Origin of the sequence: Corynebacterium massiliense DSM 45435, assembly GCF_028609805.1 — a bacterium.
Taxonomy (GTDB): domain Bacteria; phylum Actinomycetota; class Actinomycetes; order Mycobacteriales; family Mycobacteriaceae; genus Corynebacterium; species Corynebacterium massiliense.
In genome coordinates, this window is the sequence record NZ_CP063189.1 from 1,138,973 (window position 1) to 1,156,900 (window position 17,928).

A 17,928-nucleotide genomic window follows, 5' to 3' on the forward strand; every position below is an offset into this window, starting at 1 on the left:
CTACCGGTTGATGACCTCTACCGCTGTCACTGCAGAGCTGGTTCCGCCCCCAGCGCTGGCGCCGACGATCTTTGACCAGTCCTCCGGGTTGGCGGACGTGGGCACGTGCTCGCTTTCGTCCTGCTCGGCGGCGATGGCCTCGGTGAGGTGCGCGCGGGTGATGCCGCGGTTGGCGCCGCCGGACTGCAGCTCGTCCTTGATGGCCAGCTTCTTCGCGCGGGCAACGACGTTGGCGAGCATCGCTCCGGAAACGAAGTCGCGGTAATGGAGGGTGCGGGTGGAGCCATCGGCAAGCGTGAGGCGCACGAACGGGCGGTCGGCGTAGAGGTCGTCCACGGCGGCATCGATAAGCGCGGTGCGGTCCTCGGCCGTGGGGATGGACTCGGTGAGATGGTGGGCCAAGATGTCGCGGGCGCCGTCCTTGGTCGGGCGGTTGATGCGGATCTTCACGTCCAACCGGCCCGGGCGCATGATCGCCGGATCGATGAGCTCCTCGCGGTTGGTGGCGCCGATGACGATGACGTTGCGCAGATCCTCCACCCCGTCGAGCTCCGCGAGGAGCTGCGGGACCACGGTGGTCTCCATGTCGGAGGACACGCCGGAACCGCGGGTGCGGAAGATGGACTCCATCTCGTCGAAGAAGACCACCACCGGTCCCCGGCCGCCCTTCTCGGCGAGCTCCCGGGCGCGCTCAAAAATGAGCCGGATGCGGCGCTCGGTCTCGCCGACGAATTTGTTGAGTAGCTCTGGGCCCTTGACGTTGAGGAAGTAGCTGTCCGCGCCGCTCCCCTCGTGTTGGGCGAGCGAGTGCGCCACCGCCTTGGCGATGAGCGTCTTGCCGCACCCCGGCGGCCCGTACAACAGCACGCCCTTCGGCGGGTGCAGGTCGTAGTCGCGGTACAGGTCGGGGTGGAGGAACGGCAGCTCCACCGAGTCGCGGATCTGGCTGATCTGGGACTCGAGCCCGCCGATGTCGTCGAAGGTGACGTCCGGGACTTCCTCCAGGGACAGCTGGGAAAGATCAGTCTTTTCCACCACCTCCACCGCTACCCCGGCCTTCAAGTCAGTCAGCACGGTGTCGCCTGCGCGAACATCGGCGCTGATCTGCCCGGCAATAGAAATGACGTGTTCCTCCCCGCTCGGGGTGGTGACGATGACGCGGCTATCATCCAGGCGCTCAGAAACCGTGGTCAGCTGGCCGCCTGGGGCATAGCCGCAGGCCTCTACCACGACGTGCCCCTCGCCTAGGCGCACCACCTGACCCACCTCAAGGCTGCCGGGATCCAGCAGGGGCGAGACCTTCACTCTCAGGTGCCTGCCCGCGGTAAAGATCTCCGCGTCGGCAATGCCGTCGCTGCGCGAGGTGGAATAGCGCAAGAAGACCCCGTAGCTCGACGCGGGCTCAGCAAGCGCGTCCACCTCCGCGGACAGGCGCTCCAATTGATCGCGGGATGCCTTGAGCAACTCTGCGAGCTTCTTGTTGCGCTCGGCCAGGTGGGTTTCCGTGGGGGAACCCGTGCGGTGAGAATCCGCCGACGCGGGTGGCACTGGTGGAGTCATGGACTAAGACTAACGCCGCGCTTTGCGCTTGGGAGGCGGTGGGGTGACGCCATCGGCAAGCCGCCGCGTCATGATGAGGAACGCCGTGTGCGCGTTCATGCGGTGCTCCGGGCGGGTGGCCAGGCCCTCCACCCGCCACTCGCGCACCAGGGACTCCCAGGCGCGCGGCTCGGTGAAGCACTGCAGCTCGCGGATTCCCTCCATGACCTTCATCAGCTGCGGGACGGTGGCCACGTACGTCATGAACACCCCACCCGGGATGAGCAGGTCACGCACCTTGGCCAGGTGTTCCCACGGCTCCAGCATGTCGAGGATGACGCGGTCGACCGGGCCGCCCAGATCCTCGACGGTCACGTCGGCCAGATCGCCCAGCTGCGGGGTCCACCACTCCGGCTGTTCGCCAAAGTACTCGCGCACGTTGTCCACCGCGTACTCCAAGTGATCGTCGCGCACCTCGTAGGAAAATACGCGGCCTTCGGGGCCAACGGCGCGCAGCAGCGACATGGACAACGCGCCAGACCCCGCGCCGGCCTCGAGGACGCGGGCGCCCATGAAAAAATCGCCCTCGACCAAGATCTGCGCCGCGTCCTTCGGGTAGATCACCGCCGCGCCGCGGGGCATGGACAGCACGTGGTCGACCATGAGGTGGCGGAAGATGAGGAAGTCCGAGCCCAGCGTGGAGGTCACTACCGAGCCTTCGTCGCGGCCGGCGATGTCGTCGTGCTCAATGATGCCCTTGTGGCTGTGGAACTTCCCGCCTTCCTGCAGGACAACGGTGTAGTGGCGGCGCTTGGTGTCCGTGAGTTGGACGCGGTCGCCGTATTGGAATGGGCCGGAATAGGCCATGGGTACTGTGTGCTCCCTTCCCCGGTTGTGAGTGTGTGTGAGCCGCTGTGGTGTCGGTGCGCGGCGTAACTAGTGATCCGTTGCACCGAAGTATGCCGCAAGGGCGTGCTCCAGCCATAGTTGGTCATCCACGCCGATCATCTCGCGGGCGGAGTGCATCGACAGCATGGGCACGCCGACATCGACAGTCGGAATGCCCAGGCGGGTGGCGGTGATAGGCCCGATGGTGGAACCGCACGGCACGTCGTTGTTGCCCACGAACTGCTGCACCGGGACCCCGGCATCGCGGCAGACACTCTCCCACCGCGCCCGGGTGACCGCGTCGGTGGCGTAGCGCTGCTTGCCGTTGATCTTGGTCACCGGGCCCAGACCGATCGCCGGCTGGTGGCCCGCGTCGTGCTTGGCGGCGTAGTTGGGGTGCACGGCGTGCGCGGCATCGGCAGACACGCAGCTGGACCGGGTAAAGCTGCGGCGCAGGGCCTCCGTGTCCATGCCGAGCGCGGTGCCGGTGCGGGTGAGTACGTCCTCCAAGATTGGGCCGGCCGCGCCCGCCCGGGAGGCCGAGCCGACCTCTTCGTGGTCGAAAGCGGCAAGGACCAGGACGTCGGAGGTCTGCGCGGCGCTTGCCGATGCCCGCTCCATCGCCCGCATCCCCGCGTACACCGACGACAGGTTGTCCATGCGGCCGGCGGCGAAGAACTGGCCGTCTGGGCCGAAATACTCACCGCGCTGTGTATCGGCGGTGATGAGCTCGAAGGACACGATGTCCTCCGGGCGCAGATCCGCAGCCGTGGCCAGCGCGGTGCGCACCGGGGAAAAAGCCGGGGCGCTCGCGTCGTGGGCGGAGAGGATCGGCTGCAGGTGCTCCTGCAGGTTCGGCGTGAAGTCGTTGGTGCGCTCCAGGTGGATGGCCAGGTTCGGAATACGCGCGATGGGGCCGGTGCTCACCAACCGCTCGCGGCCGTCGCGCGTGACCACCCGGCCGGCGAGGGTGAGCTCGCGATCGAACCAGCTGCGGATGATCGGCCCGCCGTAGACCTCGACGGCGACCTGGTCCCAACCAGAGCGGGTGGAGTCCGGATTGGGCTTGACGCTAAACCCCGGCGAATCGGTGTGGGCGCCCACGATGCGGAACGCGGACTCCGCGCCTGCTCCTTCCGGCACGTACCAGGCCATCACGGCGCCGCCGCGGACCATGACGTGGCCGCCGGGTGCCGCATCCCACGCGTCCTTCTCGTCGTGGATGGTGAAACCACTGTGCTCCAGGCGGCGGGCCACCTCGTCGGCGGCGTGGAAGCTCGAGGGGCTGGCCGCGATGAAGTCGCGGAAGTCATCCAGCGAGTCCTGCGCTGCGGGGGTCGAAGTCGAATTAGTCATGCCTACTACATTGCCACGTCCGCCCGCTCAGGCGATACGCTATGAGGGCTATGCCCGATTCACGCCCTGAAGATTCGCACCAGGAAGCGCTCGCCGTTCCGGTCTCCCGGAAAAAGAAGCCGCGGCCGCTGGCCCTCTCGCCGTCCCGCGCGTCCGACTACCAGCAGTGCCCGCTGCTGTACCGCCTGCGCAGCATCGACAAGCTGCCAGAGCCCAAGACACTGGCGCAGGTGCGCGGCACGCTGGTGCACGCGGTGTTGGAGAAGATGCACGGCTGGCCGCGGGCGGAACGGACGTACCCGGCGGCGGTCAAGCTCATCAAGCCGACGTGGGCGGAGATGGTCGAAGCCGACGCGGAGCTTCTAGAGCTCGTGCCGGAGGACGAAACCCTCGGCTTCTTCATTGAGGTCCGCAGCCTGGTCAAAGGGTATTTCCAGATGGAAAACCCGCAGGGTTTCGATGCCGATCGGGTGGAGATGTACGTCAACACCATCCTGCCCAACGGCGTCCCAGTGCGCGGGTTCATCGACCGTGTGGACGTCGCCCCCACCGGCGAGGTGCGCGTGGTGGACTATAAGACCGGCAAGAAGCCGAAGCCGCGCTTTTCCCACAACGCAACGTTCCAGATGCGCTTTTACGCCCTGGTGTATTGGCGGCTTTTGGGCATCCTTCCCACCCAGCTGCGGCTGATGTACCTCAAGGTCAACGACTCAATGTTCCTCGCCCCCACCCGCGAAGAGCTGGAGTACTTCGAGCGCGACCTGGGCGAGCTGTGGTCCAAGATCGTCGGCGATGGCAAGACCGGGGACTTCCGCCCCCGGCCCAGCAAGCTGTGCGGATGGTGCGCCTTCCAGGAGTACTGCCCCGAGTTCGGCGGCACGCCTCCCGCCTACCCCGGGTGGCCCGGAGCGGTGGGCGACCAGCAGGCCCAGCAGCCCCAGCAGGCCTAGAACAAGCCGGAGATCATGCCGTCGGCGGCGACGTCGATGCCGTTGGCGGCCGGCTTCTTGGGAAGCCCCGGCATGGTCATCACGTCGCCGGTGAGCGCCACGATGAAACCGGCGCCGGTGCGTGGCTGCAGCTCGCGGACGTGCAGCGTGTGTCCTTCCGGCGCGCCGAGTTCGGCCGGGTCATCGCTGAAGGAATACTGCGTCTTGGAGATCACCACGGGCATGGTGTCCCAGCCGTTTTCCGCGATCGCCTTCAGGTCCTTTTTCGCCCGCGCGGAGTAGACAACCTCATCGGCGCGGTAGACGGTGGTGGCGATCTTTTCGATGGACGCCTCTACCCCAGCGGCTGGGTCATAGAGCGTGTGCGAATCGCCGCCGAGGTTGTCCAGGAGCGTATTCGCCAGCGCGGTCGCTCCCTTGCCGCCGTCAGCGTGTACGGTGACCTCCTCCAGCGCGACGCCGAAGTCCGCGGCCCACTCGCGCATGAACTCGCGCTCGGCGGCGGTGTCCGAGGGGAACAGGTTAAGAGCGACCACCGGGGTGACGCCGAAGTTTCGGACGTTGTCCACGTGGCGCTCCAAGTTCTTGATGCCGGCGCGCAGCGCATCGACGTTTTCCTCGCCGAGATCCGCCTTGGCCACGCCGCCGTTGTACTTCTGCGAGCGGATCGTGGCCACGACCACGGCGCCGGCGACGTCGATATCGCCGAAGCGCGCCTTGATGTCGAAGAACTTCTCGCCGCCCAAGTCCGCGCCGAAGCCGGCTTCGGTCAGGACAATGTCGCCGAAACGCTGGGCGGTCTTGGTGGCGAGCAACGTGTTGCACCCGTGCGCGATGTTGGCGAACGGGCCGCCGTGCACGAACGCCGGGGTGCCGCCCAGGGTCTGCACGAGGTTCGGGTTGAGCGCATCCCGCATGAGCGCGGTCAGGGCGCCTTCGGCTTCGAGGTCGCGTGCGGTGACCGGCTTTTTGTCGAAGGTGTATCCGACCGTGATGTCCCCGAGCCGCTTCTTCAGGTCCTCCAGGCTGGTGGCCAGGCCGAGGATGGCCATGATTTCCGATGCCGCGGTGATGGTAAAACGCGTCTCCGCCGGCACGCCGTGGGCCTTGCCACCGAGGCCGGTGATCACGTTGCGCAGGGCGCGGTCGTTGACGTCGATGCAGCGCTGCCAGGTGACGTTGCGCGGGTCGATACCCAACGTGTTGCCCTGGTGGATGTGGTTGTCGATGATGGCCGCGAGCGTGTTGGTCGCCGCGGAGATGGCGTGGAAGTCGCCGGTGAAGTGGAGGTTGATGTCCTCCATCGGCACGATCTGCGCGTACCCACCGCCCGCGGCGCCGCCCTTGATGCCCATAACCGGCCCCTGCGAGGGCTCACGCAGGGCCACGATAGCCTTCTGGCCGGCGAGGGTGAGCGCGTCCGTCAGTCCGATGAGAACGGTGGACTTGCCCTCACCCGCCGGGGTCGGCGAGACGCCGGTGACGAGCACGACCTTGCCCTTCGGGGCGTACTCACCGATCTTGGTGATGTCGACCTTGGCCTTGGTGTTTCCGTACGGGATGAGGGCCGCGGAGGGGATGCCCGCCTTCTTAGCGATGTCGGCGATGGGCTCAAGCTGGTGTGCCTGAGCGATTTCTACGTCTGATGGCTGGTGAGTCATACCTACTTAGACTAACCAGTCTGTCGAGCGACGTCACGAGTTTGGCACCAGAAGATTCTGGGTGGTGCTTAACCAGCAGCACTGCTGCTAGAGCACTACGGCGCCGAGGGCGTAGCCCAACAGCACGGACAGCCCGATGCTGACCACGCCGGGCAGCAGGAACGGGTGGTTGAACACCGCCTTGCCGATGCGAGTCGAGCCCGTGTCGTCCATTTCCACCGCGGCCAGAAGCGTCGGGTAGGTCGGGAGGATAAACAGCGCGGACACGGCCGGGAACGCGGCCAGCGCGGTCAGTGGGCTGACGCCCAGCGCGAGAGCGGCCGGCATGAGCGCCTTCGCGGTTGCCGCCTGCGAGTACAGCAGCGACGCCGCGAAGAACAGCACGACGGCCAGCAGCCACGGGTGGGACTCAATGATGGAGCCGGACAGCGACTGGATGTCATCGATGTAGTGGTTGATGAGGGTCGTGCCCAGCCAGGCCACGCCGAGCACGCAGATGCAGGCGGACATACCGGAACGGAACACCTGGGCACTGAGCACGTCCGCGGCCGGGATGCGGGTGGCCATGACGATGATGGCCGCGGCGGTGAGCATGACGGTCATAATGGCCTCATTGCGCGGCAGCGTCGGATCGGTGATGAGCCCGACCTGCTCCGAGGTGATCGTCGCGTACGCCATCACGATGAGGATCGCGGCAGCGAAGATACCCACCGACAGTTTTGCGCCCTTGGGCGCGACGTACGTATCGGCCCCACGCGGCGGTTTCACCTGGCCGTTAGCCATGCGCTCGCGGTAGACGGGATCGTCGTCGAGTTCCTTGCCAGAGCGGTTTGCCAGCCATGCGGCCGGGAAGATGGACAGGAACGTCGCCGGGATGACCACCGCAAGCACCTGGAGGTAGCCCACCTCCATCGGCTCGAGGAGCGAGGCCATCAGCACGACCGCTGCGGAAATCGGCGAGGCGACAATACCCATCTGGGAGGCGACCACCGCCACGGACAGCGGGCGTGACGGGCGCACCCCGCCTTCCTTGGACACCTCCACGATGACGGGCAGGGTGGAAAAGGCCGTGTGCCCGGTGCCTGCCAGGACGGTCATCAGCCACGTGACGATGGGCGCGTAGAACGTGATGTGCTTCGGGTTCTTGCGCAGCCAGCGCTCCGCGACGTGGACGAGGTAGTCCATGCCGCCGGCGCGCTGCATCGCGGCGATGGCGGCGATGACGCACATGATGATGCCGATGACGTCGAAGGGAATGTCTTCGCGCGTAACCGGGATGCCGGTCAGGCCGAGCAGCAGTACGCCGAGGCCGCCAGCAAAGCCGATGGCGATGGAACCAAGGCGGGCGCCTAGGAAGATGGCCGCCAGCACGATGAGGATGTGGACGATGACCATTGCCAGATACTCCGTGGTCTAGGCACGTTTTAGGGCCGCGCTCCGCGCGGCGAAACGGGCAGACAACACCGACGCGGACGGGGACGCGAAAGGCTTTTCGCTCCGCTTCTCATTGTCCTTACCAATCTGCCTTATACCTAACTGACAGACCCAATTGTGTCCGGTCACACATCGGCGTGTGGGCAGCAAAATACCCCCGCCGGAAAGGCGGGGGTATGCGTTCGCTCTTCCCTAGCGGGGTGAATTAGTCCTCGTCGAGGTACAGCTTGCCGCGGAACTCTGGGTGCATCAGGTTCTGCACGGACAGAACGCGGTCGAGGGTGGCCTCATCGAGCAGGCCCTTCTCCAAGACGAGCTCGCGCACGCCCTTGCCCGTCTCCAGGGACTCCTTGGCGATCATGTCGCCGTTGTGGTGACCGATGAACGGGTTGAGGTAGGTGACGATGCCGATGGAATCCTCCACGTACTTGCGGCAGACGTCCTTGTTAGCGGTGATGCCCTCGACGCACTTGGTGCGCAGAGTCTTCACGGCGTTGCCCATGATGCGGATGGACTGGAACAGCGCCTCGCCGATCACCGGCTCCATGACGTTGAGCTGGAGCTGGCCCGCCTCGGAAGCCATGGACACGGCGACGTCGTTGCCGTGCACCTTGAAGCACACCTGGTTGACCACCTCCGGGATGACCGGGTTGACCTTGCCCGGCATGATGGAGGAGCCCGCCTGGACCGGCGGCAGGTTGATCTCGTGGAGGCCGGCGCGCGGGCCGGACGACAGCAGGCGGAGATCGTTGCAGATCTTGGACAGCTTGCTTGCGGCGCGCTTGATGGCGGAGTGCAACAGGACGTAGGAACCGGTGTCCGAGGTCGCCTCGATAAGGTCGCGGGAGGACTTGATGTCCAAACCGGTCACCTCGGACAGCGCGGCGGTGACCTGGTGGCGGTAGCCGGCCGGGGTGTTCACGCCCGTGCCGATGGCGGTAGCACCCAGGTTGACCTCGAGGAGGCGCGCCTGCGCGTCGCGCAGCACGGCCTGCTCTTCCTGCAGGTTGTGCGCGAATGCCTTGAACTCGTCGCCCAGGGTCATCGGGACCGCGTCCTGCAGCTGGGTGCGGCCCATCTTCAGGTAGTCGTGGAACTCGTCTGCCTTGGCGGAAAACGCGTCCTGCAGCTCGTCGAAGCGCTCGATGAGCTGCTCGACGGCGGTGTACAGGCCGAGGCGGAAGCCGGTCGGGTACGCGTCGTTGGTGGATTGGGACATGTTGACGTCATCGTTCGGGTTGATGATGTCGTAGGAGCCCTTCTCCTTGCCCAGGTACTCCAGTGCCAGGTTGGCCACGACCTCGTTGGTGTTCATGTTGACCGAGGTGCCCGCGCCGCCCTGGAAGACGTCGATCGGGAACTGGTCCATGCACCGGCCCTCTTCCAGGATCTGGTCGCAGGCCCAGATGATCGCTTCGGCCTTGTCGCCCGGCAGGGTGTGCAGACGGCGGTTGGCCATCGCGGCCGCCTTCTTCACCATGACCATGCCGCGAATAAACGCCGGGATGGAGTTAATGGTGACGTAGGAGATCTGGAAGTTGTTGATGGCGCGGGTGGTGTGGACGCCGTAGTACGCGTCAGCCGGCACGTCGAGCGCACCGAGCAGATCCTCTTCGGAACGCATCTTGCCGGACTGAGCAGCCTGGGCGCCCGGATCGGTGGTGTCGGCCTCGCCGGCTTTCCCCTGGGCATCGTCACGCACGCCGTGCTCGGCCTCGACCGCGGCGGTGGCATTGTCATCCGCAGCGGCTTCCTTGGCCCGCGCCTTCACGTCGGCGAACTTGACTCCCTCATCCGTCTCCACGGCGTGGGAATCCTTCTTCAGGTTCTTGTCTTTGTTCTTGACCTTGTCCTTGGACTTGTCCTTTTTGCTGTTCTTAGACAATCCAGTCACACTCCTAATTCATTCGAAATGAGGCCTTAAACCAAGGGGCCGTTAAGCACACCTTCGACCATCATAACCAGCCGGTGGAGGCGGTTGAACAGGATTGAAAACTATCCCCTAAAAGCGGGCAACCGCTCAAACCAGGCGAAGACGTCTGCCGCCGTGGCCCCGTCGAGGTGGCGGTGTGCGCTACCGCGCAGGGAGGTGATGGGAACCGCCCCGTCCGGGACGGAGATGTCATCGGTTTCGGGGAGCCCAATCACGCGACACCCGGCGGCGAGCGCTGCGGTCATACCCGCCGTCGAGTCCTCGAACACTAAGCACTGCTGCGGTTCCGCGCCGACGCGGCGCGCGGCTTCGAGGTACATGTCGGGCGCCGGCTTCCCCTGCGGAACCTCGTCGCCGCAGATGGTGTCGGTGAAAAACTCCCGGCCGATGGCGGTAATGGCCGAGTCGGCGACTTCTCGCTGGGTATTGGTGGTCACGAGCATCGGCAGGCCGGCGCGTCGCAGCTCCGCCAACAGCACTCGGACGCCAGGGAACATCGTCAAGCGCTGCGCGAAGAGGTCTTTGATCTTGCTGAACAGCTGCGCCTTGTAATAGGCAGCGTCCGCATCCGTGAGCTCCACGCCGGAAATGCGGGCCATGTAGCGCAGCATGTCGGGAAACGCCGCGCCGATGGTCTGCGCGCGCTCGTCCGGGGTGAGCGAATGCCCCATGAGCGATGCCAGGTAATACATCGCCTCGCCCCACAGCGGCTCCGAGTTGACCAGTGTCCCGTCCATGTCCCAGAAAATGGCGGCGGGAGCAAAGTCACCGGAAGACTCAGAGAGCTCGGAAGGTGCGGGAGTGCCAGGCGATTGCGGCGAGGTGGGAGTGGAATGCGACATGGGGCTTAGTGTACGCAGCGGGCGGTTAGGAAAAATCCGGGAGCTGCGCCAGCGCTTCGTCGTCCGCCCCAGTGGCGCCGGCGGCGTTGTAGATCAGCTCGCGCAGCTCGTCTTTTTCTTCCTTTTCCACAATCGCGCCAGCGAACGAGTCGTTGTATTCGTCGATGTCTTCGACGTGGCGCGTGACGATGGTGGCCAGAACCGGGCCGGTCGGATCGTCCGGCAGCTCGTCCAGCGCGTCGAGGAGGTTCTCGATGCGCGACTTCAGCCCCGGCAGCGCCGCCGGATCGAACGGCTGCTCCCAGTTCTCGCGTTCTTCGGGTTTGAGGTAGCTACCGGTGGCAAAGGATTCGAGATCGCCGATGAACTCGTCGACGTCGGCTTGGAAATCAGCGCGGATGCTCATGCCGCTCATTGTGACCCAAGATCAGCGAGCCCGCACGCCGAGCAGCGAATGAAGTGCCGTCGCCACCACATCCCCGGCCTCCGGGTCGTCGGCGCCGTGGGCTTCGAGGTCTTCCTGGGCCCACTCATCGACACGCTGCAGCACCGTCGGGGTATCCAGATCGTCTGCCAGTGCGGCGCGGACATCGGACACCAAACGCTGCGCACGCGGCAAGCTGCCCGGGCGCTCGGCCACGGCCGCGGTCCACCGGCGCAGGCGCGCAGAGGCCTCCTCGAGCACCTCGTCCGACCAGTCGCGTTCGCTGCGGTAGTGGCCGGAAAAGACGCCGAGGCGGATTGCGGACGGGGCATAGCCCTGCTTGGTCAGCTCGTGAACGAACACCAGGTTGCCGAGGGACTTCGACATCTTGGTCCCGTCGAGGCCGATCATGCCGGTATGGACGTAGAAGTCGGCCATCCGGTCCACACCCAAACCGGCCTCCGCGTGGGCGGCGGAAAATTCATGGTGCGGGAAAATGAGATCGTTGCCGCCGCCCTGGATGTGGAAGGTGGAGCCCAGGCGGTTGGTGGCGATGGCCGAACACTCCACGTGCCAGCCCGGCCGCCCGGGGCCGAACGGCGAGTCCCACTTCGGCTCCCCATCGCGGTGCGCGCGCCAGATAAGCGCGTCGAGCGGATCCTTCTTCCCCGGGCGATCCGGATCGCCGCCGCGCTCGGCGAAGAACTGCTCCATCTGCTCGCGTGAGTAATTGGACTCGTAGCCGAACTGCTCGGTGGCCGCTATCGAGGCGTAAACGTCCGGGTAGTCCGGATCGTCGACCACGTAGGCCGCGCCGTTGTCCAGCAGGCGCTGAACCAAGTCAATGATCTCGTCAATCGCTTCCATGGCGCCGACGAAGTCCTGCGGCGGGAACGCCTCGAGAGTTTCCATGTCGGAGCGAAACAGCGCGGTCTGTTCGTCGCCCAACTCCCGCCAGTCCACGCCGTCGCGCTCGGCGCGCTCGAAGAGCGGATCGTCGACGTCGGTGACGTTCTGGACGTAGTGGACGCGGTAGCCGTTATCCAGCAGAACGCGGTAGATGAGATCGAACGTCAGGTAAGTCGCGGCGTGGCCGAGGTGAGTCGAGTCGTACGGGGTAATGCCGCAGACGTACATCCGGGCTTCATCCCCGGAAATTTCTACTGGGCGCACCGCGCCATCGGCGGTGTCCCGCAGGTGCAGCTGGCGGGCTTCACCCGGCACGGACTCAATGGAGGGAGTAGGCCAATTTTGCATGCCCGCCATGGTAGTCAGGGCCATATTCGCGCGCTAATACGGCTGGATTGCCCCCGTGGCAAGCAGCAGCATGACCAACAGGCCCAGCGGAATGCGGTACGCCGCGAACCAGGCGAACGAGTGGTTGGACACGAACTTCAGCAGCCAGGCGATAGACGCGTAGCCAATGACGAAGGCGATGGCCGTGCCCACGGCCAGCTGCGGCACCGTGGCCACCTGTCCGGCGGACGGGTCGAGCGCGTCCTTCAACTCGAAGAGCCCGGAACCAAGCACAGCCGGGATGGCCAACAGGAAGGAAAAGCGGGTGGCCACTTCCCTATTAAGACCTAAGAACAAACCGCCCGAAATCGTGCCGCCGGACCGCGAGACACCGGGGATGAGCGCAAGGCACTGACACAGGCCCATCACGATCGCGTCCTTGAACGTGAGCTGATCGAAGTCGCGCTTCTTCTGCCCCCACTTCTCGGCGGCAATGAAGACGAACGAGAATAGGATGAGCATCGCGGCGGTGGCCCACAGATTGCGGAAGGTGCTGCGGATGAGGTCCTGCAAGAACAGGCCCGCAAACACAATGGGCACGGAACCAACGATGACGAACCAGCCCATCCGCCAGTCCTGACCGCGGGAGTCCTTGTCCGCCCAGCCGCGGAACCACCCGCGGAGGATCTGCCAGATCATGGGCGCGAAGTAGACCAAGACGGCTAGCTCGGTGCCGAGCTGGATCACGGCGGTAAAGGACGCGCCGGCATCGGCTCCCCAGAACAGCTCGGAGAAGATGCGCAAGTGCCCCGATGAGGACACGGGGAGGAACTCGGTCAGGCCCTGCAGAATGGACAGGACAATGGTCTGCAACCAGCTCATATCGGTGAGCTCGGGAGACTGTTGTGCGAGAGTGCTGACGTTATTCACCCGCCACAGCCTACAGCTGCCCCGCTGCTACGATAAACAGCCGTGCTTGGATCGTCGATGAATTTCCCGCGCCGCACCGCAACGGCCGTAGCGCTCGCCGCGACCCTTTCCGGCGCGCTGGCCGCCGCTGGGTGTCAGGCAAACACCCCGCCCGATGACGCCAAGGAAGCCGAGGTGCAGGGCAACGCTACCCCGGCGGAGTCACCGCGCACCGAGGAATCCGGGGATAAGCTCGCCGGCGATATCCTCAACGCGCCGCGCGGCCTCGACGACATCACCGACCTCGAATCGATCGGCACCACCCTCGCCGCGCGCTCCGGCGACACGCTAGCCGTGGGGTCGGTCGATGACTTCCGCGCCGGGAAGGCGAAGACCATTTCCCTGCCTGGCGAGTGCGGCGACATCACAACCGCCACCGACCCGGACAAATTCGTCGCTCCCTGCGGCGACGAGGTGCTGTTTGTCCCGGCTGACTCGCCCGCGGATGTCTCCCACGTCAAGGTCGACGAGGAGTTCCCAGTCACCGCCGCGACGGTCACGGAGACCGGGGATCTCTACGTCACCTCGCGCGACGTCGACCGCGTCGCCGTGTATCGCGATGGCTCCCGCGCGGAAGAAATCCGCGTCGAGGCAGGCACGGATCAGCTGCTCGCGGTGGGCAACGGCGATAAGGACGACGGCATCGTCCGTCTCAAGCGCGCAGACACCACGATCCAGTCGCTGGATCTGGACAAGTCGCGCGCCGGTGGCCGCCTCCGCGTGGGCCAGGGCCTGGGCGAGGCCGCCACGAGCCGCGACGGGGTCATTGTGGTGTCGGACACGATCGGCAAGCGCATCGCCATCTACACCGATGATGACGTGGTCCGCCTGCACCAGCTGGGGCTGACGGATGGCTCCCCCTGGGCGGTGGCGTGGGATGCGAAACGCCAGCTTGCCTGGGCTACCACGACGGACAACAATAAGGCGCAGGCATTCGACATTTCTACCGGCGTTCCGGAACCGCGGGGGCAGGTCGACACGCTTGCCGATGCCCAGAGCATGACCGTGCTTGCCGATGGCACCGTGGTCTTCGCCTCCGCAACCGGCGAGGGGATCCAAGTGGTTTCGGATCCGGCGCTGGATAAGTAGGTAAGGACGGCGAATTTCACCCATGACGCAGCACCACGTTTCCGCGGATAACCCCACCTCGCTTCCGGGCCGTGCCTTCGACGCGGCGTACCAGCTGGCGCTCAAAGGCATGTTCACCATCGACCCGGAGCGCATCCACACGTGGATGACCGCGGCGCTGCGCGGGTTCAGTGCGGCCACCCCGCTTAACCGCGCGGTCAACCGAATCGTGCCGGTCAACGACGATTCCCTGGCCCAGACCGTCTTCGGCGTCCACTTCCCGCGCCCGCTCGGGTTGGCTGCCGGGTTCGACAAAAACGCCGCGGCTGCCGATGCCTGGGGGCCGGTCGGTTTCGGCTACGCCGAGCTGGGCACCGTCACCGCATACGGCCAGCCGGGCAACCCGCAGCCGCGCCTTTTCCGCCTGCCGGCCGATAAGGCGCTGCTCAACCGCATGGGCTTCAACAACCACGGAGCTATGGCGGCGGCCAAAAACCTCCGGGCGCGCCACTCCGATGACGTCATCGGCATCAACATCGGAAAGACGAAAAAGACCCCGCTCGACGAAGCAGTCGATGACTACCGCCGCTCGGCCTCCCTGTTGGGCGGGCTGGCGGATTATCTCGTCGTCAACGTCTCCTCCCCCAACACGCCGGGGCTGCGCGACCTGCAGGCCGTCGAGTCTCTGCGCCCCATCATGCAGGCGGTCACCGAGTCCACCGATACCCCGGTGCTGGTGAAGATCGCGCCTGATCTTTCGGATCCGGATATTGACGCGGTTGCGGATCTGGCCGGCGAGATGGGCCTGTCCGGCATTGTGGCCACCAACACGACCATTTCCCGCGAGGGGCTCACTACGCCCGCGTCGCGCGTGGCAGAGATGGGCGCTGGCGGCGTGTCGGGCGCGCCGCTGACCGAGCGCTCCACGGAAGTACTCCGCCGGCTGTACGAGCGCGTGGGCGAAGACTTGGTCCTCATCGGCGCCGGCGGCATCTCCACGCCGCAGCAGGCCTGGGAGCGCATTGCAGCGGGTGCTTCCCTGCTGCAGGCCTACACCGCGTTCATCTACGGCGGCCCGGGGTGGATCCACCGAGTGCACCGGGGCATCGCCACACAGCTGAAAGCCCACGGCCTCGAAAACATTTCTGAAGCCGTGGGCAGTGGCCTTGAATGGAAGGCCGTCGAACGGTAGGCCCTGGAAGGGTTCGGTTTACTCGGACTCTTCGTACCAGCCCCACAGGACCGCGCGGCCCAAGGCGTGGAAGTGCAGGTTAAAGCCCAGGACCGCCGGGGAAGCATCCTCCGGGATGTCCAGGGCCGGCACGTCGACGGCGTGCACGATGTAGATGTAGCGGTGCGGGCCGTGGCCGGCCGGCGGCTGGGCGCCGATGTACTCCCGCTGGCCGCCGTCATTGACCAACGAGACCACGCCGTCGATTCCCAGATCGGCTGCGGAACCGGCGCCTGTGGGCAGCTCCGTGACATCCGCCGGGATGTTGAAGGCCGCCCAGTGCCAGAAGCCAGACATGGTCGGCGCGTCCGGGTCGTAGCAGGTCACTGCCAGGGACTCGGTCCCCTCCGGCAGGTTGGACCACTCCAGCTGGGGCGAAACGTTATCCAGCTGGCAGTGCTTTTTAGCTAGCTCGTCACCGTCGACGAGGTCCGTGCTGGACAGGGTAAAAGAAGGCAGATCGCGCAGCGGCGCGAACGGATTGGAACCGGGGAAACGAGAATCGTTGATGTCGGACATGCCTCCTTTGTACCTGAGGAGGTGGGATTACGTCAGAGTAATTTTCCCGCCAATTCACCGTCTCAAACCCCGTTGAAAAACCTCATTGCGCTGCCGATTTGTAAAATAAACGGCCGAGGGGCTACTGTATTTCAAGTGCCCCTGAGGCACAGACAAAAATTAGATAAGCCCGGGTGGCGGAATGGCAGACGCGCTAGCTTGAGGTGCTAGTGTCCTATTAACGGACGTGGGGGTTCAAGTCCCCCTCCGGGCACCGCCTAAAGGCCCCGAGACACATCGTTTCCCACGGTGCGACTCGGGGCTTTTTCACTTTCTATATCGTGTGGTGCATGCCGAACGATAAGCACAACCACAACGTCACTATCCGACCCGCGCGCAAGGACGATCTCCCAGAGGCCATTGAGCTTCTGGCCCATGTCTTCGCAGAAGACCGCGCGGTGCGTTCCATCCTCGCGCACGCCTCCGACCACGATCCGGTGGATTTCGCCCGCGCCATCTACGAGATCCAGGTCTACGGCCACTACTTCGAGCGCGGGAAGATCGACTTGGCCGTGGAAGGCGACAAGATTTACGGCGTGGGCTTGTGGGCCAAACCCGGCGAGCAAATGTCCAACGCGCGCTTTGTGCGCCTGCTGCCGCGCTACGTCAAGCTCTTTGGCCGCGCCAGCGCCTTCGTCGCCCGCCGAGAGGCACGCGCGGAGGCCGCCCACCCACCGTTCCCGCACTGGTACACCTTCGCCCTGGGCGTGAGCCCGGACGCGCAGGGGCTCGGCGTGGGCTCCACCCTTTTGCGCCATGGTTTACAGCGCGCGCAGAACTCCCCGGTGTACTTGGAGGCGTCGACGCCGAAGTCGGCGGCGCTGTACCGCTCGTTCGGGTTCGTGGAGTTGGGCGAGATCGACATCCCCGGTGACAAGCTCTCCGATCCCCCGGAGATTGCTATGTGGCGGGAGCCGGAAGATCCGGCCAGCGCCGCATACACCAAGGAGTTGAAGTAGCTACCCGCCCGCGCGGTGCTAAAATCCTCGCCCATGAACTTCCCGGGAGACACTCGCACGCACCGCTCTCGGCGAACTGTAGAACCTGGGCGACCTACCCTCTCCGGCCTGTGGGCATTCGCCCGCGGGCTTATCCGGGATGGGGCGCGCGCCGTCGCGCACTGGGACGCCAGGCGGTGGCTGACGGTGCTCGCCGGCGGCGCTGCGCTCGTCACCCTGATGGTTGTCCTCACCCACGTGGATATGGCGCAATTGCGCGCGTGGGCCCACCACACCGGCCCCTGGTTCGTGGTGGTCTTTGCCGCCCTCTACGTCGTCTTCACTCTCTTTCCCCTGCCCCGCACTATCTGGACCGTCACCGCCGGAATCCTCTTCGGCCCGTGGTCTGGGTTCGCCCTCGCGCTCGTCTCGCTGACCATCTCGGCGATGCTGGCGTTTACCGCCGTCCGCAGCGCGCTCGGAAGTTGGATCGCGCCGCGCCTTCACCACCCCACCGTCGCTGGCATCAACGATTACTTGCAGCGCCGGGGATGGGTGGCCATCGTCACGCTCCGCATGGTCGGCGCCGTGCCCTTTTCCATTCTCAACTACGTGGCCGGCCTAACCCCCATCCCGCTGGGGCAGTTCACCGTGGCCACCGCACTCGGCTCCATCCCCACCACGGCGCTCGGCGTCTTCTTCGGCGATACCTTGACCGGCCACGCGGATCCGTGGGTCATCGCCGCCATGGCCGTGCTGGCCGTCTTCGCTATCGGTGCGTTGCTTTACGATGCCCACCGCGACCGCGTCAAGGGCCACGGGTAGACTGCACACACATGTAGTCAGTGGTGTGTGTGACCGCCAGCGCGCAGCCGCCACCAACCCCTCGAAATCCCGGAAG

The 17,928-nt window shown here is 65.5% G+C and carries 16 protein-coding genes and 1 tRNA gene; 6 read left to right on the forward strand and 11 right to left on the reverse strand.

Features of this window, described 5'->3' with window-relative positions; genetic code table 11:
• From arc to CMASS_RS05380, 3 genes are all read right to left on the reverse strand, one after another.
• On the reverse strand, window positions 1–1,560 hold the full coding sequence (gene arc, locus CMASS_RS05370) for a proteasome ATPase (RefSeq protein WP_084684296.1): 1,560 nt from the start codon (window positions 1,558–1,560) through the stop codon (window positions 1–3).
• A 9-nt stretch (window positions 1,561–1,569) separates the two neighbouring features.
• Window positions 1,570–2,406: a tRNA (adenine-N1)-methyltransferase gene (locus CMASS_RS05375; protein WP_022861987.1), complete on the reverse strand. Its 837-nt coding sequence runs from the start codon at window positions 2,404–2,406 to the stop codon at window positions 1,570–1,572.
• 69 nt (window positions 2,407–2,475) lie between these two features.
• Window positions 2,476–3,783, reverse strand: a complete 1,308-nt coding sequence (locus CMASS_RS05380) for a M18 family aminopeptidase (protein ID WP_022861988.1) — start codon at window positions 3,781–3,783, stop codon at window positions 2,476–2,478.
• Between the two features lie 50 nt (window positions 3,784–3,833).
• Between CMASS_RS05380 and CMASS_RS05385 the strand changes: the two genes are divergently transcribed.
• Window positions 3,834–4,733 (forward strand): RecB family exonuclease, encoded by a 900-nt coding sequence (locus CMASS_RS05385; protein ID WP_022861989.1) that lies wholly within the window; start codon window positions 3,834–3,836, stop codon window positions 4,731–4,733.
• On the opposite strand, the gene CMASS_RS05390 is transcribed toward CMASS_RS05385, so the two are convergent.
• From CMASS_RS05390 to CMASS_RS05420, 7 genes are all read right to left on the reverse strand, one after another.
• Entirely contained in the window at window positions 4,730–6,394 is a 1,665-nt protein-coding gene (locus CMASS_RS05390; RefSeq protein WP_022861990.1) for a formate--tetrahydrofolate ligase, read from the reverse strand. The two genes, CMASS_RS05385 and CMASS_RS05390, sit on opposite strands and share 4 nt — an antisense overlap.
• An 87-nt stretch (window positions 6,395–6,481) precedes the next feature.
• Window positions 6,482–7,789 carry an anaerobic C4-dicarboxylate transporter gene (locus CMASS_RS05395; protein ID WP_022861991.1) on the reverse strand — a complete coding sequence of 436 codons (1,308 nt, stop codon included), beginning with the start codon at window positions 7,787–7,789 and terminating at the stop codon, window positions 6,482–6,484.
• Window positions 7,790–8,033: 244 nt separating this feature from the next.
• Window positions 8,034–9,452: an aspartate ammonia-lyase gene (gene aspA / locus CMASS_RS05400; protein ID WP_156831755.1), complete on the reverse strand. Its 1,419-nt coding sequence runs from the start codon at window positions 9,450–9,452 to the stop codon at window positions 8,034–8,036.
• Between the two features lie 371 nt (window positions 9,453–9,823).
• Entirely contained in the window at window positions 9,824–10,603 is a 780-nt protein-coding gene (locus CMASS_RS05405) for an HAD family hydrolase (RefSeq protein ID WP_022861993.1), read from the reverse strand.
• A gap of 25 nt (window positions 10,604–10,628) precedes the next feature.
• Complete coding sequence (locus CMASS_RS05410; RefSeq protein WP_027018447.1) at window positions 10,629–11,009, reverse strand: hypothetical protein; 381 nt, start codon at window positions 11,007–11,009, stop codon at window positions 10,629–10,631.
• A gap of 21 nt (window positions 11,010–11,030) precedes the next feature.
• Complete coding sequence (mshC, locus tag CMASS_RS05415) at window positions 11,031–12,284, reverse strand: cysteine--1-D-myo-inosityl 2-amino-2-deoxy-alpha-D-glucopyranoside ligase (protein WP_027018448.1); 1,254 nt, start codon at window positions 12,282–12,284, stop codon at window positions 11,031–11,033.
• Between the two features lie 33 nt (window positions 12,285–12,317).
• Window positions 12,318–13,145, reverse strand: coding sequence for an undecaprenyl-diphosphate phosphatase (locus CMASS_RS05420; protein ID WP_027018449.1), 828 nt, complete (start codon window positions 13,143–13,145; stop codon window positions 12,318–12,320).
• Between the two features lie 105 nt (window positions 13,146–13,250).
• Between CMASS_RS05420 and CMASS_RS05425 the strand changes: the two genes are divergently transcribed.
• Both CMASS_RS05425 and CMASS_RS05430 read left to right on the forward strand, forming a co-directional pair.
• Complete coding sequence (locus CMASS_RS05425; protein WP_022861997.1) at window positions 13,251–14,321, forward strand: NHL repeat-containing protein; 1,071 nt, start codon at window positions 13,251–13,253, stop codon at window positions 14,319–14,321.
• Window positions 14,322–14,343: 22 nt separating this feature from the next.
• Window positions 14,344–15,492, forward strand: coding sequence for a quinone-dependent dihydroorotate dehydrogenase (locus CMASS_RS05430; protein WP_022861998.1), 1,149 nt, complete (start codon window positions 14,344–14,346; stop codon window positions 15,490–15,492).
• Window positions 15,493–15,510: 18 nt separating this feature from the next.
• Here the strand turns inward: CMASS_RS05430 and CMASS_RS05435 are convergent, their stop codons facing one another.
• Entirely contained in the window at window positions 15,511–16,050 is a 540-nt protein-coding gene (locus CMASS_RS05435; RefSeq protein ID WP_022861999.1) for a YbhB/YbcL family Raf kinase inhibitor-like protein, read from the reverse strand.
• A 167-nt stretch (window positions 16,051–16,217) separates the two neighbouring features.
• Between CMASS_RS05435 and CMASS_RS05440 the strand changes: the two genes are divergently transcribed.
• The 3 genes from CMASS_RS05440 (at window position 16,218) to CMASS_RS05450 (ending at window position 17,852) form a co-directional block, all read left to right on the forward strand.
• Window positions 16,218–16,303 (forward strand) — tRNA-Leu (locus CMASS_RS05440).
• Window positions 16,304–16,379: 76 nt separating this feature from the next.
• Window positions 16,380–17,048, forward strand: coding sequence for a GNAT family N-acetyltransferase (locus tag CMASS_RS05445; protein WP_156831743.1), 669 nt, complete (start codon window positions 16,380–16,382; stop codon window positions 17,046–17,048).
• 33 nt (window positions 17,049–17,081) lie between these two features.
• Window positions 17,082–17,852, forward strand: coding sequence for a TVP38/TMEM64 family protein (locus tag CMASS_RS05450; RefSeq protein WP_084684342.1), 771 nt, complete (start codon window positions 17,082–17,084; stop codon window positions 17,850–17,852).
• Window positions 17,853–17,928: the final 76 nt, after the last annotated feature.

Coding starts and splice junctions, on each gene's coding strand:
- CMASS_RS05425 (WP_022861997.1), top strand. CDS start 13,251: ATGAATTTCCCGCGCCGCACCGCAACGGCCGTAGCGCTCGCCGCGACC.
- mshC (WP_027018448.1), bottom strand. CDS start 12,284: ATGCAAAATTGGCCTACTCCCTCCATTGAGTCCGTGCCGGGTGAAGCC.
- CMASS_RS05430 (WP_022861998.1), top strand. CDS start 14,344: ATGACGCAGCACCACGTTTCCGCGGATAACCCCACCTCGCTTCCGGGC.
- CMASS_RS05380 (WP_022861988.1), bottom strand. CDS start 3,783: ATGACTAATTCGACTTCGACCCCCGCAGCGCAGGACTCGCTGGATGAC.
- CMASS_RS05450 (WP_084684342.1), top strand. CDS start 17,082: ATGAACTTCCCGGGAGACACTCGCACGCACCGCTCTCGGCGAACTGTA.
- CMASS_RS05385 (WP_022861989.1), top strand. CDS start 3,834: ATGCCCGATTCACGCCCTGAAGATTCGCACCAGGAAGCGCTCGCCGTT.
- CMASS_RS05435 (WP_022861999.1), bottom strand. CDS start 16,050: ATGTCCGACATCAACGATTCTCGTTTCCCCGGTTCCAATCCGTTCGCG.
- CMASS_RS05410 (WP_027018447.1), bottom strand. CDS start 11,009: ATGAGCATCCGCGCTGATTTCCAAGCCGACGTCGACGAGTTCATCGGC.
- aspA (WP_156831755.1), bottom strand. CDS start 9,452: ATGCGTTCCGAAGAGGATCTGCTCGGTGCGCTCGACGTGCCGGCTGAC.
- CMASS_RS05405 (WP_022861993.1), bottom strand. CDS start 10,603: ATGTCGCATTCCACTCCCACCTCGCCGCAATCGCCTGGCACTCCCGCA.
- CMASS_RS05390 (WP_022861990.1), bottom strand. CDS start 6,394: ATGACTCACCAGCCATCAGACGTAGAAATCGCTCAGGCACACCAGCTT.
- CMASS_RS05445 (WP_156831743.1), top strand. CDS start 16,380: ATGCCGAACGATAAGCACAACCACAACGTCACTATCCGACCCGCGCGC.
- CMASS_RS05375 (WP_022861987.1), bottom strand. CDS start 2,406: ATGGCCTATTCCGGCCCATTCCAATACGGCGACCGCGTCCAACTCACG.
- arc (WP_084684296.1), bottom strand. CDS start 1,560: ATGACTCCACCAGTGCCACCCGCGTCGGCGGATTCTCACCGCACGGGT.
- CMASS_RS05395 (WP_022861991.1), bottom strand. CDS start 7,789: ATGGTCATCGTCCACATCCTCATCGTGCTGGCGGCCATCTTCCTAGGC.
- CMASS_RS05420 (WP_027018449.1), bottom strand. CDS start 13,145: ATGAGCTGGTTGCAGACCATTGTCCTGTCCATTCTGCAGGGCCTGACC.